Annotated in this window: 13 protein-coding genes and 1 pseudogene; 9 read left to right on the top strand and 5 right to left on the bottom strand. The window is 60.0% G+C overall.

Annotated features, from left to right (window positions below; translation table 11 throughout):
* Positions 1-26: 26 nt before the first annotated feature.
* On the top strand, positions 27-1322 hold the full coding sequence (locus C482_RS08175) for an outer membrane protein assembly factor BamB family protein (protein ID WP_006167065.1): 1296 nt from the start codon (positions 27-29) through the stop codon (positions 1320-1322).
* Between the two features lie 61 nt (positions 1323-1383).
* Here C482_RS08175 and C482_RS08180 read toward each other — a convergent pair.
* From C482_RS08180 to C482_RS08190, 3 genes and pseudogenes are all read right to left on the bottom strand, one after another.
* Positions 1384-2902 (bottom strand): annotated as a pseudogene (locus tag C482_RS08180) (TrkH family potassium uptake protein).
* Positions 2902-4236 (bottom strand): Trk system potassium transporter TrkA, encoded by a 1335-nt coding sequence (gene trkA / locus C482_RS08185; protein ID WP_006167066.1) that lies wholly within the window; start codon positions 4234-4236, stop codon positions 2902-2904. The pseudogene C482_RS08180 and the gene trkA overlap by 1 nt, the downstream one beginning before the upstream one ends.
* A 63-nt stretch (positions 4237-4299) precedes the next feature.
* The gene (locus C482_RS08190; RefSeq protein ID WP_006167067.1) at positions 4300-6702 is read right to left on the bottom strand and encodes an amino acid permease; all 2403 of its coding nucleotides are present in this window, start codon (positions 6700-6702) and stop codon (positions 4300-4302) included.
* 426 nt (positions 6703-7128) lie between these two features.
* Here C482_RS08190 and C482_RS08195 point away from each other — a divergent pair, with 426 nt between their 5' ends.
* The 7 genes from C482_RS08195 to C482_RS08225 all read left to right on the top strand — a co-directional run bounded on the left by C482_RS08195 (position 7129) and on the right by C482_RS08225 (position 13519).
* Positions 7129-7596 carry a universal stress protein gene (locus C482_RS08195; protein WP_006167068.1) on the top strand — a complete coding sequence of 156 codons (468 nt, stop codon included), beginning with the start codon at positions 7129-7131 and terminating at the stop codon, positions 7594-7596.
* 3 nt (positions 7597-7599) lie between these two features.
* Positions 7600-8268, top strand: a complete 669-nt coding sequence (locus tag C482_RS08200; protein ID WP_006167069.1) for a potassium channel family protein — start codon at positions 7600-7602, stop codon at positions 8266-8268.
* Positions 8269-8273: 5 nt separating this feature from the next.
* Positions 8274-9815, top strand: a complete 1542-nt coding sequence (locus C482_RS08205) for a TrkH family potassium uptake protein (RefSeq protein ID WP_006167070.1) — start codon at positions 8274-8276, stop codon at positions 9813-9815.
* A 213-nt stretch (positions 9816-10028) separates the two neighbouring features.
* Entirely contained in the window at positions 10029-10460 is a 432-nt protein-coding gene (locus tag C482_RS08210) for a universal stress protein (protein ID WP_006167071.1), read from the top strand.
* Positions 10461-10693: 233 nt separating this feature from the next.
* A complete protein-coding gene (locus C482_RS08215; RefSeq protein ID WP_006167072.1) occupies positions 10694-11488 on the top strand; it encodes an Lrp/AsnC family transcriptional regulator in 795 nt (264 codons plus the stop codon).
* A 9-nt stretch (positions 11489-11497) separates the two neighbouring features.
* Positions 11498-11899 carry a hypothetical protein gene (locus C482_RS08220; RefSeq protein ID WP_006167073.1) on the top strand — a complete coding sequence of 134 codons (402 nt, stop codon included), beginning with the start codon at positions 11498-11500 and terminating at the stop codon, positions 11897-11899.
* A gap of 537 nt (positions 11900-12436) precedes the next feature.
* Positions 12437-13519 carry a glutamate--cysteine ligase gene (locus C482_RS08225; RefSeq protein WP_006167074.1) on the top strand — a complete coding sequence of 361 codons (1083 nt, stop codon included), beginning with the start codon at positions 12437-12439 and terminating at the stop codon, positions 13517-13519.
* Between the two features lie 54 nt (positions 13520-13573).
* On the opposite strand, the gene C482_RS08230 is transcribed toward C482_RS08225, so the two are convergent.
* Both C482_RS08230 and gfcR read right to left on the bottom strand, forming a co-directional pair.
* A complete protein-coding gene (locus C482_RS08230) occupies positions 13574-13879 on the bottom strand; it encodes a hypothetical protein (RefSeq protein ID WP_006167075.1) in 306 nt (101 codons plus the stop codon).
* A 446-nt stretch (positions 13880-14325) separates the two neighbouring features.
* Positions 14326-14997 (bottom strand): transcriptional regulator GfcR, encoded by a 672-nt coding sequence (gene gfcR / locus C482_RS08235; RefSeq protein WP_006167076.1) that lies wholly within the window; start codon positions 14995-14997, stop codon positions 14326-14328.
* A gap of 164 nt (positions 14998-15161) precedes the next feature.
* On the opposite strand from gfcR, the gene C482_RS08240 reads away from it, so the two are divergent.
* The gene (locus tag C482_RS08240) at positions 15162-16454 is read left to right on the top strand and encodes an HAD family hydrolase (protein WP_006167077.1); all 1293 of its coding nucleotides are present in this window, start codon (positions 15162-15164) and stop codon (positions 16452-16454) included.
* The last annotated feature ends 20 nt before the right edge of the window (positions 16455-16474 follow it).

Consider the following 16474-nt stretch of genomic DNA (forward strand, 5'->3'; position numbering starts at 1 on the left):
GATGTCCGACACTCACCAAGAGACGAATGAACGGACTGTGCGACCGACGAGCGTTTCTGGCGAGTGCAGCGACGGGGAGCATGCTCGGACTGGCGGGCTGTCTCTCCGGCGATGCTGAACAGGTGAGTACCGACGATGTGACGCCGTCGGTTCCGTCGGCCGATCCGGATGCAGACGTTTCCTGGGAGTCGTTCCAGTACGACGCGACGAACACCGGTCACGCGCCGGGTGTCGGCCCGACGGCTGACGTAGAGATGCTTTGGGACTTCCCGACAGACGATAGTGTCTACAGCAGCCCCGCCGTCGTCGACGGAACAGTGTACGTCGCCAGCATGGACGGCTCGCTGTACGCCATTGGAGCAGACGACGGCGACGAGCGCTGGTCGTTCGCAACCGACGACTCGATCACGAGCAGTCCGGCAGTGGTCGACGGGACGGTCTACGTCGGCAGTATGGACGGGACGGTGTATGCCCTGCCGGCGGACGGCGACGGAACGCAGCCGGAGCCCACGTGGACGTTCGACACTGGCGAGGGCGTCGCCGCGAGTCCGACCGTCGCGGACAGTGTCGTCTACATCGGCAGCAACGATGGCCACCTCTACGCGCTCGACGCGACCGACGGCGACCTGCTGTGGGCGTTCCCGGCTGAGGAGTCCATAATGCGCGCGCCCGCGGTCGCAGACGGAACCGTCTATTTTGGGAGCACGGACTACTCACTCTACGCGGTCGACATCGATACGGCAGCGGACCAGTGGCGCGAGGGTGCTGACGAAGACAGTGACGATGGCGAGGCAGACAATCCGATCGACGAGCGCTGGCGCGTCGAAACGGGCAACCGAATCCAGAGCAGACCGACTGTCGCGGACGGCGTTGTCTATGTCGGGAGCAACGACGATCTGCTGTACGCAGTCGAGGCTAACTCGGGTGACATCCGGTGGACGTTCCAGACTAGCGGCTCAGTGACGGCGAGTCCAGCCGTCACGGAACACGCAGTCTACGCCGCGAGCTTTGACAATTACGTCCACGCTCTGTCACCAGCTGCGGGACCGGAACCAGACGACGATGACGAGACTGCGAGCCCAGAGACGTACTTCTGGGCCGAGAGCGGCTTCCAGGGAGTCCGGAGCAGCCCGGTCGTCGTCGGTGACGCACTCTACGTCGGCAACGAGCACGGCACCGTGCGCTCGCTGTCGGCGGAGACGGGCGAGACGAACTGGCAGTTCACGACCGAGGGCTGGGTTGCAAGTAGTCCGGCAGTCGTCGACGGTGTGGTTTACATCGGGAGCGGTGACGGATCGGTGTACGCACTCGAAGAGGTCTGATCCAGCGAATCAGGAAGCCAGAACACGGCGGAACCAGAGAAGCACCTGAGACCGAATCCGCTTACGACCGCCAGTACGCCCGCGTCAATAACACGAGCACCGGGAACAACTCAAGTCGCCCGATCCACATGTAGAGGATCATGAGCAGCTTTGACGACTCAGGGAAGTCACCGTAGCCCGCCATTGGCCCCACGGCACCGAACCCGGGACCGATATTTCCGAGCGTCGCAATAGACGCACTGACGAGGTCGAGCGTTTCGATATCGTAGCCGATGCGTGCGGTGTCGACCGCGAGGAGCACGATGCCGACCAAAAATATCGCGACCTACAGCAGCGTAAACGCGTAGATTCCGCGAATCGCTTCCTCATCGAGCACCTGCCCGTTCATGCGAACTGGACGCACCGCCTCCGGGTGGATCGACGTGAACACCTCCCGACGAAGTGATTTGAGAATCACCAGCCAGCGAAGCATCTTGATCCCGCCACCCGTCGACCCTGTACTGCCGCCCAGAAACATCACGAACAGCAAGAGCGCCTTTGCCGGGCCGCTCCACGCGTCGAAATCGATGCTCGCGTACCCCGTCGAGTTCGTCAACGACACGATCTGGAACGCCGCATGGCGCAGGCTGGACTCGAGTCCTGGATCAGGGCCGACGTCACTGGCCGTGACTGCGAGCACGGCGGTCAGCAGCAGCGTCATGCCGGTGACAACGCCGAGGTAGAATCGGAACTCGGTATCGTTGATGAGTGCCGTGCGGTCTCCTGCGAGCATGTGCCACCAGAGGACGAAGTTGACGCCTGCGATGAACATGAACAGGATCACGAGCCACTGCACGGCCGGCGAGAAGGCAGCCACGCTATCGGCCTCGGGGGAGAAGCCGCCGGTCGGTAGCGTCGTAAAGCCGTGTGCGATGGCGTTGTACGCGTCCATCTCCGGCGCGTAGCCCGTCTGGTGGAGACCGTACAGTAGCGCGATGTACAGCAGTGTAAAGCCAATGTACGCGAGCCAGAGCACGCGAGCCGTCTCGGCGATGTGTGGCGTGAGCTTCGAGACGCCGGGACCCGGCGTCTCGGCTTCCATCAGTTGCGCGCCACCGACGGCAAGCTGTGAGAGGATTGCGACGGCGAGGACAATGATTCCCATCCCGCCGAGCCACTGTGTGAGCTGTCGCACAGCATGATCGCGTGGGAATGTTCCTCGACGGAGATTGTCTCCATCACTGTCGCACCGGTCGTCGTGAAGCCGCTCATGCTCTCGAAGAGCGCGTTGATCGGGTGGGCAATTGCCCCAGTTCCCGCGAGGATGTACGGTAACGCGCCAAATATCGACGCGAACAGCCAGGTGAACGCCACGACGAAGAACGCTTCCCGCGCACCGGGTGTCGGGTCCGGATCGAGTCGGCGCAGGAGGAGGCCGAATCCGGCGGTGACCACCATCGAGACGATGAATACCCACAGATCCTCACCGCCATACAGCAGGGCGGTGACGATCGGCACGACGAACGTAATCGAGAGTAAGGCGAGTAGCGTTCCAACGAGCGCTAGCCCTGCCGCAAATCGACGTGGAGACGCCGCCGCATCAGATCACCTGCGAAACCTCATCTAACACCGCGGAATCAACGAAAACGACGACGTGGTCGCCGGGTTGAACGACCGTCGTCCCGCGGGGTGTGACGAGACGACCGCCTCTCGAGATCGCACCGATCACGACGCCGTCAGGGAGATCCGCGGTCGCGTCGGCAATCTCTCGACCCGTCAGAACGCTGTTCTGGCCGGCTTCGATCTCGATCACCTCTGCCCGGTCGTGTTCGAGCATCGCGATCTTTTCCGTATGATCCGTCCGGGTGAACCGAACGATCTCTTCGGCGGTTTCCTCGCGCGGGTTGATCGCGACATCGATGCCGACCGTCTCGAAGAGTTCCGCGTACTCAAGATTCTCGATCACTGCGACGGTCCGGTCGACGCCGAGTCGGCGCGCAAGCAAGGAGACGAGTAAATTCTTCTCGTCGCCATCGAGCGCCGCAACGACGATATCCGCCTCGTCAACGTGTTCGCGCGCGAGGAACTCGGCGTCCGTGGCGTCGTTTTCCATCACCATCGTGTTCGGCAGGGCCTCTGCGCACTCGCGTGCGCGGTCATGGTCCTGTTCGATCAGACGCGGACTGAAACCGTGCTCTTCGAACTCGCGAGCGGTCTGGAAACCAATCTCGCTCGCACCGACGATAACGACCTCGTCAGCGTCGGTGTCGTGGGTACAGACGATGTCGTCGGCGAACCCGGTCACGGACTCGGGACTGCCGATGACGACGATTCGATCGCCCGCCTGAATGCTCGTCTCACCGGTTGCGACGATCATCTCCTCGCCGCGGAAGATAGCGGCGAACGTCAGCGAATCGTACTGGTCTGCCTCCCTGACCGTCGAACCGGCGACGGGGCTGTTCGGTCCGATCTCGAACTCGGCCATCCGGACGAGCCCGCCGGCGAACATGTTGACGTCGTGTGCGGCCGGTAAGCCCGAAATCCGGAAAATCGTCTGGGCGGTCAGCAGGTCCGTACAGACCATGAAGTCGACGCCGAAGGCCCCTTCCGAACCGGTCCACGTCTCGAGAAGGGTCCGTCGTCTCACCCGAGCGATCGTGAAAGTGTCACCGTTCGCCTTCGCAGCACCGCAGATGACGACGTTTGACTCGTCGTCGTCGGTGCAGGCGATCATCAACCCAGCGTCGTCGAGACCGGCCTGACGAAGCGTCTCGAGTTTGGTTCCATCCCCCTGAATCGCGAGCACGTCGAGAGCGTACGTGAGCTCCTCGACAGTCTCGCCATCGCGGTCAACCACGACGACATCGTGTGAGGACTCAAGATTGGCGGCGATCGATCGGCCGACCTCACCAGCACCCACGACGATTACGCGCATCCCGCACTCACCTCTACCATGCCAACATTGTCTCTCATGGATAATAGTGTACCCATCGATTAATTAGCGTTCGAGTCGCTGGATCAGTGCTTGCCGGAACGTTCGGGGCGTTCTGGTCTCCCCTCGGGCCATGAGGACTGTTCCGTCGTGTTCCTCTTCGAGTTGCTGCGGGATCGACCCGTACAGTGCCTGTGCGACCGTGCTCGTCCCCGTCGCACCGACGCAGATCGTGTCGTAGGTGAGTACCGATTCGAGGAGTGTGTCCCGAACATCCTCGCCGACGACAACGCGGGGGTCGTACTCGTCAGCCGTGAAATCGGCCGATGCTGCGACATCCGTGATCGTTTCGCGGCCAATCGCAGTCGGGTCGAGCGCGGTGTCGTCTGTTGCGTCTGCATCCGCATCCGAATCGTCGTCTTCGCCCTCAGCTGTACCTTCCGCCGCAGTATCGTCTGCTTCTATTACCCCGATCCCACCGTCCTGTTCCACCGGCGGCTGCACGTTCAACAGCGTCAGCGAACTCTCGGGGAATGCTCGCCGAAGCTCGCCCGCCCGGCGCGCAGCAACGGGTGCCTGGGGTCCGTTCCCGGCCAGCGCAACAATGTCTCCCGGTTCCTCCGTGGGATCTCGGACGAGCGTCACATCACACGGGGCCCGCTCGAGTATCGGATCGATCGTCGAGCCAAAGAGCACGTCCCGGCGACGGCGCTCACCGGCCCAGCCGAGGACGATGTGAGCCGCCTCCTCTTCCTCAAGTACCGAGAGCAGCGTTTCGCCTGCGTTTCGGCCGACGATCGCGCGAGTTCTGATATGCACGTCCAGATCGTCGGCGGCCTCGATGGTTCGTTCGAGGAGTTTGTGCTGGTTCTCGACGCGCTCTTCTTCGAACTCGATCTGTGACGGCGAGGTCTGTGGCGGGACCTCGATGACGTTGACGGCAACGAGTTCGGCATCCTTGTCCTGACTCGCAGCGCTCGCAGCAGCATATCTGATCAATGGCCGCTGCGTTTCGGGGTTCGAAACAGGGACGACGACGCGATAGATGTCGTTCTCCGGGCGCTCCTCGTCTGCCGGCGCGACGGCCTCACCGATTAGCGTCGTTGAAATCGCCTGTTCTTGCGCGTAGAAGACGTACCAGCCGATACTGACGACAACGATGCCAACGCCGATCAACTGGACAGTGAGCGACATCTGGACCAGTACGGCGAGACACGCGATGAAGCCAAGCACTGGAACGAGCGGATACAGCCACGATGGAATCCGGAAGTCCGGATCGTACTCATTCGGCTCCGCACGCCGCAGGACGACGACCGCGATGTGAACGAGCGCGTACGTGATGAGGAACATGAAACTCGCCACGTCCGCGAGCGTGTCGATCGGGAGCGGGCTTGCGATCAGTGCAAGGATGATCACACCCGTCGCAAGAATGGCGCGGTACGGCGTCCGATACTGGTTGTGAATGTCGTTGAGCCAATTCGTCAGAATCTGATCTCGCCCCATCGCGTAGTTGACCCGCGCAGCTGAGAGGACCGACGCGTTCGCCGAGGAGATCGTCGCCAGGACCGCACCGGCGATCATCATGACCGAACCAACGGTGGCGAACTCGAGTGTGTACTCGCCGAGCGCCATGGGTCCCAGCGTGTAGCCGCCGACGGTGAGCGAGCCGAACATGCCTGCGGCGGTCCCGGCGACATCTGCGACGGGGATGTCGGAGGCTTCGAGATCTGGAACCGGGAGGAGACCGGTGCTGACGAGCATGACGAGGACGTACAGCGCCGTTGGTGTGAGGACGGCCGCGATCATCGACAGTGGGAGGTTCCGTCCCGGATCTTTGATCTCCTCGGCGCTGGTGGCGACCACCTCGAAGCCGATAAACGCGACGAACACCGTGCCGACGGTGGCTCCGACGGCACTCCAGCCATCCGGTGCGAACGGATCGAGCAGCGTCGTATCGATACGCGCGAGTCCGACGGTGATGAAGACGAGGATCAGGAGGACGAGCAAGATGACGATGACGTTCTGGAGCGAGCCGGTTTCCTTGACGCCGCGGTAGTTGACCGCGATCAGGAGTGCGGCCATGCCGAGTGCCGCGATGACGACAGCAGGTGCACCTGCGGACTGTTGGAGTAGATACTGGCCGAAGCCGAGCATGTAGAATGCGGTCGCGAACATCAGCCCGGCCCACATGCCCCAGCCGACGATCGTACCGAAGAAACTGCCAAGCGCGTGGTTGACGTAGTAGTAGCTACCGCCGGCTTTCGGCATACCAGTTGCCAGTTCTGAAAGTGAAAGTGCCGCAAACAGTGCGACGAGTCCGCCGACCGCGAACGAGATCATGCTCGCGGGACCGGCGCTTTCGGCGACGATGCCCGGCAGGACGAAAATACCGGCACCGATCATGGTACCGAGGCCGAGCGTGTAGGCTTCGAGGAAGCCGAGGTCGCGTGCGAGTTCCTGGTCAGACATAGACACTGACACCCCCGCGGATACCGAGTGGGGAGAAAAGACACCCCAGATATTTGTGGATCGAAAGTCGACTCATATACTGGGGTACTGGACCCCACTCTTTGTTAAGTGTATTGACTGAGCAGGCCGACCGATTCGAATCAAAGGGTTTGGACTGCTATCAGCGGTTTTGCTCGATGACGGTGGTGAGACGCTCACCTACTTTCGCTCACATGCTGAAAAACTGGACTACGTTTTGGTGATCTCTCCGCTACAACCGACAGCCTATTTCGTGATGGCCACTTTGGTTGGGACTCATTTTTGATTCCGAAACTAGGTAGAGTTATATTCTTGAATCGAAAATGGTGTCATCAGTGTCGAATATGAGGCCACTGACGACAGACGATAGCGGCAACGAGTACACGACCGGCACACCAGGGGGAGACGATGACTAACTCCCTGATCGCACAGCTCGTGGTCCCGATCGCAAACGAACGGGATGCACGCGCGACGTGTGTGGCACTCGACTCGGTCATCGACGACGGGGTTGAGACGCTTACCGTGGTCCATGTACTCGAACAGACCAGCGGTTATCCCGACAAAGCGCCGGTCGAGGCGCGAGCAACAGCGGCCAAGTCGATCTTCGAGACCGTCGAGACGTGGTTTCAGGACGGGCCGGAGATACACCGTGAACTGCGGTACGGGATCGATGTTGTCGACGAAATTATCGCGACAGCGGAAGCGGTCGACGCATCTGCTATCGGATTTGCGCATCAGCCGGAGAGCCGGCTGAAGCGACTGCTGTCGAACACGGAGTCGTATCGCCTGATCACCGAGAGTGAACAGCCCGTCCTCGTGTTTTCACGAGTCGAATCGGCCGATTCGGACGAAACGCAGACTGATTCGGAGGTATAAGAGATGTATATCGTTATTGTTGGCGCAGGAAGTATTGGCTCGAATCTGATCGACCTCGCAGTTGCGGACGGCAACGATGTTGTCGTCATCGAAGACGATGAGGAACGTGCAAACGAGATCGCGAGCGAGCACGACTGTCTCGTCCTCAACGCGGACGCGACGACGAATAGCACGCTCAAGGATGCCGAAATCGGCCGTGCTGATGCCGTCATTACGACGACGAACGTCGACGCGGTCAACATCATGGTCATGTTGCTCGCACAGGAACACGATGTCGCGAACCTCGTCAGCGTGGTTCACGACCCTGAAAATCTACCGGTGTTCGAGAAGATCGGCGTTACACTCATCGAGAATCCACAGCGGCTGATCGCCGATTATCTCTATCACTCGGTTCGGTACCCCGGCGTCAGTGACTTTATCGACCTCGAGGACGACACGGAACTGGTCGAGTTGACCGTTACTGAAGACGCACCGATGAGTGGGAAGCGACTCCGAGCGGCCACCGAGTCAGGGCAGCTCCCGGACGGCTGTCTTGTCGTTGCGCTCAAGCGCGGTTCGGAGATCCGACCACCAAAAGGCGATACGTCGATTCGGGCGGGAGACCAGGTGACAGTGTTCACGGACGATGTCTCGCTTGTAGATGCGGTCGCGGCGTTCACCGGTGAGCACTGATTCCGATGCAGTTCAGTACCGTCGGGCGAGGCGTCGGCCGTATCGTACAGGTCGTCTCGCTCATGACATTTCTCTCCGTTCCAGTCGCTGTGCTCAACGGCGAGTACTTCGCGGTGCCGGCGTTCGTCGTCTCGGGTGTGTTCATGCTCGCTATCGGGACGGCCCTCGCACGTGGCTTCGCGAACGCGCCGGACCCCGGAACGCTTCACGGGATGCTCATCGCGGCGAGCGCGTGGGGTGTCGTCGGTGTCCTCGGCGGCGTACCGTTCCTCCTGATCGCATGGACGATCACTGTAGACCCACTTCCAGCGTGGATGAACACGCCAGCGATCAACGAAACGACGGCTGTCTTTCAAGCGCCGCTCAACGCGATGTTCGAAAGTATGAGCGGTTTCACCAGCACTGGGCTGACAATGGCACCCGTCGAGGACGACCTCCCACGGTCGCTGCACTGGTGGCGCTCGTTCACAGAGTGGGTCGGCGGCGTTGGTGTCATTGTCCTCACCGTCGCCATTCTCGCACGACCCGGGAGTGGTTCGTTGACGCTCTACCAGAGCGAAGCTCGATCGGAAAAGATTCACCCCAGCATTGTCTCGACGGTTCGGGAAATCTGGAAGCTCTACCTCGGCTTTACGGCTGCAGCCATCGCGCTGTTTCTCGCCGTCGGGATGCCACTCTGGGGCGCGATCAACCATGCGATGACCGCCATCGCCACCGGCGGTTTCTCGATTCACGCCGACTCGATCGGTCACTATGGGAGTCCGCTGATCGAGTACGCCGTCATCCCGGTGATGGTCGCCGGCAGCATTGCGTTCCCGATCCACTATCTCATCCTCAAAGGCGAACTTCGAAACATCTACGCCGATATTCAGACCAGATGGGTCTTCATCTGGTTCAGCATCGGCTCGATCACACTGACTGCCGTCCTGTTGCTGACCGATCAGTACGAAACCGTCGAAGAGACCTTCCGCATCGCGCTCTTCCAGTTCGTCTCCGCCACCTCGAACACTGGCTTCGGTACTGCGACGATCGGCAACGGCACAGAACAGGCCTGGACAGCCGGTGCAACGTTGCTCGTCTGTCTCGGCATGCTCACCGGTGCCGCCGCTGGCTCGACCGTCGGCGGTCTCAAGCTCATCCGCGTCGCCACGCTGCTCAAAGGCACGCTCTGGCAGATTCGGAGCGTTTTCTCACCGGACACGGCGATCAGAAAGCTCCGCCTCGGCAAACGGACGCTCTCGGAAGCACAGGCCCAGCGGGAGTACACCGAAGCCGCCGTCGTCTTCCTTCTCTGGATCGTGTTCCTCATCGTCGGCGTCGCCGTCCTCCTCTGGACACTCTCGCCGGACCACCCGGTCGAGTACGTCATCTTCGACGTGATGAGTGCACAGAGCAACGTCGGTCTCGATGCAGGAATCACCGGTCCAGAGATGCCCGAGACGGCCAAAGCGATGTTGTTCTTCAACATGTGGATTGGCCGACTCGAAATCATTCCGATTGCGGTGTTGTTCGGTGCGCTCTTCCGGACCGCTGGACTCTATGAGTGAGAGCGGTAGTGAATTCACACTGCTGTCGTATATTTTGAAACAATAAAATATCGAGTGGAGAATTCGGAACCGTAACCTAGAAACTAATATATCTTCGTATCGTCAGCATCGACTGAGAACAGTAAGCGATAGATGATAGCCACTCACGTAGTGAAGTCGTCTCAATCTGCCATCGCAACACCAGGGGGAGAACCGCGCTGAGCGGATGGATTGATGACAGTACAACAACTCCGTCGTGTAGTCGTCCCGGTCGCAAACGAGACGGATGCACGACAAACGTACGAATCGATACGACAGCACGTCGCACCAGACGTGTTGATCCACGTCGTTCACGTGATCGAGAAAGCGGGTGGTGCACCTGACAAAGCGCCACTCGGTGCGCGTCAGCGCCAGGCGGAAACGGTTTTCGAGCAAGCGCTCGAGACACTCGAGCCGATTGGATACAAAGTTGAAACCGAACTCAGGTACGGGCGGGACATAATTGACGAAATCCGGACTGTCGTCGATGAACACGATGGTGCCGTCATCGCGTTCGTGCCTCGGGAGAGCAGCCGTCTTCACCGAGTACTCACCGGCGACAAGACGCGACGACTCGCGACAGTGGGGGATGTTCCAGTACTCGTCCTCCCGGAGGACACATCGTGACGGGCGACAGCAGTTCGCCGGAGCCGGTGGGTGACCGTCGTCTCCACGCTCTGTGTCCGGTGAACCGTCCTCTCGAAGTAACCCACCTGCCTCGAGAAAAACTGACAGATATAGCGGTGTTCACGATCCGTCAGTCACTACATTGACCATTTTCGATGCGTAAACCAACCGACTTCAAATTAGGCGATAGAAAGTACCGTAGATATATATTCTGTCGTCACGCAGAAAGGGACATGGGAGATGGGTCCGGAGGCAGCTATCGCCTTGACGAAATCGATCGGCGAATCATTTACGCGTTGATGTCCGACGCGCGAAACACGTCAGCCCCCACCATCGCAGCGGAAGTTAGCGTCTCCGGTGCAACGATCCGCAACCGGATCGCCCAACTCGAAGAACACGGCATCATCGACGGCTACCACGCGACTGTGGACTTCGAACACGCCGACGGCTCGCTGATGAACCTCTTTCTCTGTCACGCATCCTTCGGCGAAGTCGAGGGCGTCGCCCGCCGAATCGGGACGATTCCGGGCGTGATCAACGTCCGCGAACTCATGGGCGGGCACATGAACCTCCATGTCCTCGCCGTCGGCACCGACACCGCCGACCTCCGTCGCATCGGACGCGAACTCGAGCAACTAGACGTTGCAATCGAAGACGAGTTCCTCATGCAGACCGAACACGACTTCCCCTACACGCCCTACGGCCCTGCAGATGGTCGCCGCCGCGAACCCCTCGCAGACTACATCAGCCTCACCGGCGGCGCGGAAGTCGTCGAAATTACCGTCCACGAAGATGCCCCGATCGCCGGCCGTACACTCGAGTCGGCGGCCGACGACGATGTCCTGGCAGACGAGACGCTTGTCGTCGCAATCGAACGCGACGACGCGGTGATCACTCCCCACGGTGATACCGAAATCAGGCCACACGACGTGGTGACTGTCTTCTCGCCCGACGGGACGAACGAACCGGCACTCACTGCCTTCCGCGGGCCTGATGGCACTGCGCACTCGCCGACACGACCGAGCTAATACACTACGATGTCACTCGATAGGCTTCTTCCGTCGTTCTTGCAACGAGAACGAACGGGCGACAGATCGCCGGCCGATGCGGATGGAGTGGTCCTCCACGAGTGTCGACACTGTGGGTCGAAGTTCGAGGAGTACCCCAAGACGTGTCCAGTCTGTGGCTCGACGGAAATTGCCACCTATCAGTTCGAGTCCGACGACGCGGACGATGAACACGAGACTGGCGACAGCGAGGACGTCGATGTAGCTAGTGATACTGCAGGTACAGACACAAATGGAGACACAGACGGCGTCACTCACACGAAAGGCACAGAGCAGAAGAACACAGGCGCAGGCGATCGCGACCAACCTACAGGCGACTCAGGGACGAACACGGACACACACGGGGCCGAGGACGACACCAGTCGCGAGTAACGTGACGGCGCATCGATTGTGCGTGCCGTTCCAGCCTCGAAGCACGTGATTATTTTCGATAGTAACAACCGAATTAGCGAGTACTGACCATCCCAAGAGTCCGATAGACCGCTCCCCGGTGACCATAGTTCAGTGGCTGTATCCAGTCTCAACACCTCACTGGTCCGTTGTGGAACCGCCATGCAGAGTGCCAAATGACACCACAGTTGGTGACCTACTCGAGCAGACAGTCGAGCGCTATCCCGACCGTGACGAAATTATTGACTCACGTACAGGCCAGCGCTTCACTACGCCGAATTCGACGATTCAACGAGACGGAGACGGACTCGAAAGCAGATGCAGCGGGTGAGTAGCCGGGTCAGAGGACAATTTGCGGCGTGAGGCGAGACCCAGTCGCGCACAGTCTCGCGTTTCGCGCTGTGACGAGTGAGTGGTGTCTGCGGATGAAATCGTTCCTGACTCCGTGACACTCTGTCCTACCGACACTGTGTGCCGACTCCAAATCGTATTTACTGCCGCGCCCGAAACCTCAAAACGATGGAACGCGGGTCGCCGGATTCGTTCACGCGCATGGGCACACTGGGGATCGAAGAGGAATGTTTCGTCGTCGACGAGCACGGTCGGCCCACGAGCGGCACCGACGAACTCGTCTACGATCACGACCCTCCCGAAATCCTCGCCGACCGACTCGACCACGAACTGTTCAAGTTCGTCATCGAGACCCAGACACCGCTCATCGAGGACCCCAGTAACGCCCGTGAGGTGCTCCTTGAGATCCGCCGCGCGCTCGTCGAGCACGCCGAGCGCCACGGCTTCCAGATCGCCGCTGCAGGCCTCCACCCGCTCGCGCGCTGGCGCGAACTCGAGCACGCCGAAAAGCCACGCTATCGCGCACAACTCGACCGTATTCAGTACCCCCAGCATCGAAACACCACCGCCGGCGTCCACGTCCACGTCGGCGTCGACGACGCCGATAAGGCTGTCTGGATCGCCAACGAACTGCGGTGGTACGTTCCGATCATGCTCGCGCTCTCGGCGAACTCGCCCTACTGGGACGGTTTCGACACCGGTCTCCAGTCCGCACGCGCGAAACTCTTCGAGGGGCTTCCCAACACCGGGATGCCGACCTACTTCGAGGACTACGAGGACTTCGACCGGTTCGAGCGCCGGATGCTCGAAACCGACTCGATCAACGACCGGGGGGAACTCTGGTACGACGTGCGCCCCCACACCGAACACGGCACCGTCGAATTCCGGACGCCGGACGGCCAGTCCGACCCCGACATCGTGCTGGCGTTCGTCGAATATGCCCACGCGCTCGTCGAGGCGCTGGCTGAGGAGTACGAGGACGGCACTCCCAGTTCGCGTCACCGACGCGAGCTGCTCGACGAAAACAAGTGGCGTGCACTGCGCTACGGCCACGACGCCTCGTTTATCGACCGCGACCTCGAGAGTACCGTCGACCTCGGCGAGGTCGTCGACCGCGAGTGCAACCGACTTGGCATCGACGGCATCCGTGACGTTTACGAACGCGACAGTGGTGCCACCAGACAGCGCCAGCTACTGGAGTCCGGTGGACCCGACGAACTCTGTGACTCGCTGCTGTTGGGTACGGAGTAGCAACTGAATCGCCAACGCTGTTGGTTCCGAAGAAGTGACTGTTAGTGGTGACAGTTAGTTGTCTTCGTCGTCTTCGTCGCCGTTTTCGTCTCCGTTCTCATCTTCGTCGCCGTTTTCGTCATCGTCTTCATCACCGTTTTCGTCGTCTTCGTCCCCGTTCTCATCATCCATATCGTCATCATCCATGTCATCATCCATGTCGTCATCGTCGTCAACCGGATCATCATCGTCCACAGGATCGTCACCCGGATCGGCTGGGTCATCTGGATCCTCTGGGTCGTCGTTACATCCTGCGAGCGCAGCAGCACTTACTGCACCGCTGATTGCGATCAGCCGTCGGCGTGTGAGTCGGTCGTCCATTGTCAGATCCTCGATTCCATACCGGAACGCCGACCACCAATAGAATGCGGCACCTATCTCACGGAGACAGCGGACAAACGATTGTTACATCCGCGCCACCACCTTCCGACATAAATATATGGTAACATACGACATAAAATTGTGTGTCTGAGGGTACACATACTCAGATGGCATGACCGAGCACGGCGAATTCAGGCCATCATCTAACAATCGTTTACGAGCGAACCGCACTCGAGTGCCGAAACGTTTCAATCACGCAGCTGACTTGAGATGGAGTGATTGCTGGGGCAGAACGCGTATGGATCGCTTTCCAGTTGTAAGACACCATGGGACCGCCTGGTTAGTTAGACGGTGTGAGTATCCCCACACAGAAACTGTGTCTCCAGATTGACGGTCACGGATACTGGTAAACTGTCAACGGAGAGGACGACGGAACGTGTGTGGTGTTACTCGTCTCTCCCGACACTAATCACTTGCAGGAGCGAGTAGACAGGAACCCCCTCGAGTTCCTCGATTCCCTGCTTGTCTGCAAGTACGACGCAGGCAAGCGGCTCGCCACCCTCGGCGCGAATTGCTTCGATCGTCTCACGCATCGTCGTTCCGCTGGTGACCGTGTCGTCGACGATGTAACACTCTCGGTTGCGAATCCCTGCGAAATTCCGGGAAAACGTCCCACCGAGGTCCTCAATATCACCTTCTTCCCATTGATGTTTCGCAGGCGTGTACGTGCCGAGATCAGTTTCGAGTTCTTGCGCGACGAGTGTGGCGATCGGCCCACCCGCTTTCTCGATTCCAATCGTTAGATCGACATCCTCGCCGTGTTTGGCGAGGAGATCTGCCATCGCGGTAGCGATGTGTCCCATGCGCTTGCTGTCGCGCCCGATCGCGGACCAGTCGACGTGGATATCCTGTGGACGACTTCCGTTTTCCGTCGCGGTGTCCGTCGTCGATGCGCCGTTAACGGGTTCGTCGTCCGACTGGGTCGTCGCATCGCTTCGCTCGACGAGCCAGCTTGCGGTTTCGCGTGAGACGTTCAGTTCGTCTGCGATTTCGCCCTTTGAGAGCCCACGCGCCGCTAGTTCAGCAGCGCTCTCGATGAGATCGTCAACGTTTTTCATATACTGTCCTTCGGACGCGGTTTTTATAGTCGTGTCGTCCTTTCGAAAATGAGCCGTGACCGAGAGCAGTGCTGAACCCGACCAGCCGATAGCGTGACGAACTGCAAACACATCACCGCACACGACGGAAAACGATTATCCCGCTGCCACTGTCAGTTGAGCACATGGAGCGATACGATCTCGTCTACCGGCTCTACGACGAGTACGAAACCACCACGTTACAGGAGTACCAGGAGTTCGTCGACATCTTCCCCGCAGTTGACTCACGAGTTGCACTCGAGCACTGGCAGGACGCGAACGACGAACTCGAAGCGCGCAAGAACGAGATTCGAAGTGACTTCGCAGCGGGCGAGACATTTGCAGAACTCGCAGCACACACGACTCGTGATCAGGCGTTTACGGCGCTTGATCTGGAGGCCAAGTACGGCTGCGCGGTGAACGTGCTCGTGCTCGACGTTGACGAGACGCTGCGCTCGGCCGGTAACACGGACAACGAGATTCCCCGCGAGACGTTGCACGTGCTGACGGAGTTCCACGAAGCCGGCATCCCGATCGTCATCTGTACGGGCCAGACCCTAGAGAACGTCAAGGGATTCGCAATCCAGGGACTGGGCAGCGAAATCGTCCACTCTGGTGACCTCTCGATCGTCTACGAGGCGGGCACGGGCGTCTTTACGCCAGGCCACGGAGCGGACACGAAACAACTGCTCTACGAGGACCTGGACGACGAGATTCGGGACGTCTTCGACGACGTGCGTTCGCGCGTCCTGCCCGACGCACCGCCAGACCTGCGGCGTGGCTGTCACCTGCAGGGCAACGAGTTTAACGTCACGATGAAGCCAAACTACGAGACTGGTTCTACACACGCTCGCGAGATCATCGACGAGGCGCTGGTCTACCTTCTCGAGTTGCTCGCGGACTCGGTAGGCACAGTGCTCGCGTTCGGCAGTGTGGAGGAAGAAGGAAACACCGAAAACGGCGGCATCGAACTCGAGGGCGAATCAATCACCGACTGGACCCATACTTTCTACGCCGACCAGGACCCCGAGATTCGAGCCGTCTTAGAGAGCGAAGGCACGTATCCAGATCTCGACCCCGACGCCGTTCCTGGCGACCTCAAAGCCGTGCTCGACCGAATCGATGTCGCCTACTACGAGGCCGATGCCGCCGAAATCGGGAGCCTCGAACTCAACAAAGTTGTCGGTGTCGAGCGCGCACTTGACGTACTCGACGTCGCAGACCCGTTTGCCCTCGTTATGGGTGACTCCAAGAGCGACCTGCGCGTCATGCGCTGGGCCGACAAGAACGATGCTGGCATCGCCGCTGCCCCAGAACACGCGTCACGAGACACCCTAGAGCACGTCCTCGACACGGACGAACTCGTCTTCGACCGCGGCCGCAGCGTCGACGTGTTGTGGACCGTGTACGCGCTCAATCAGTTAGCGCGACTCGAGTAGCCATCTCTCACAGCCGGGCC

The organism is Natrialba chahannaoensis JCM 10990 (assembly GCF_000337135.1).
Taxonomy (GTDB): Archaea; Halobacteriota; Halobacteria; order Halobacteriales; family Natrialbaceae; genus Natrialba; species Natrialba chahannaoensis.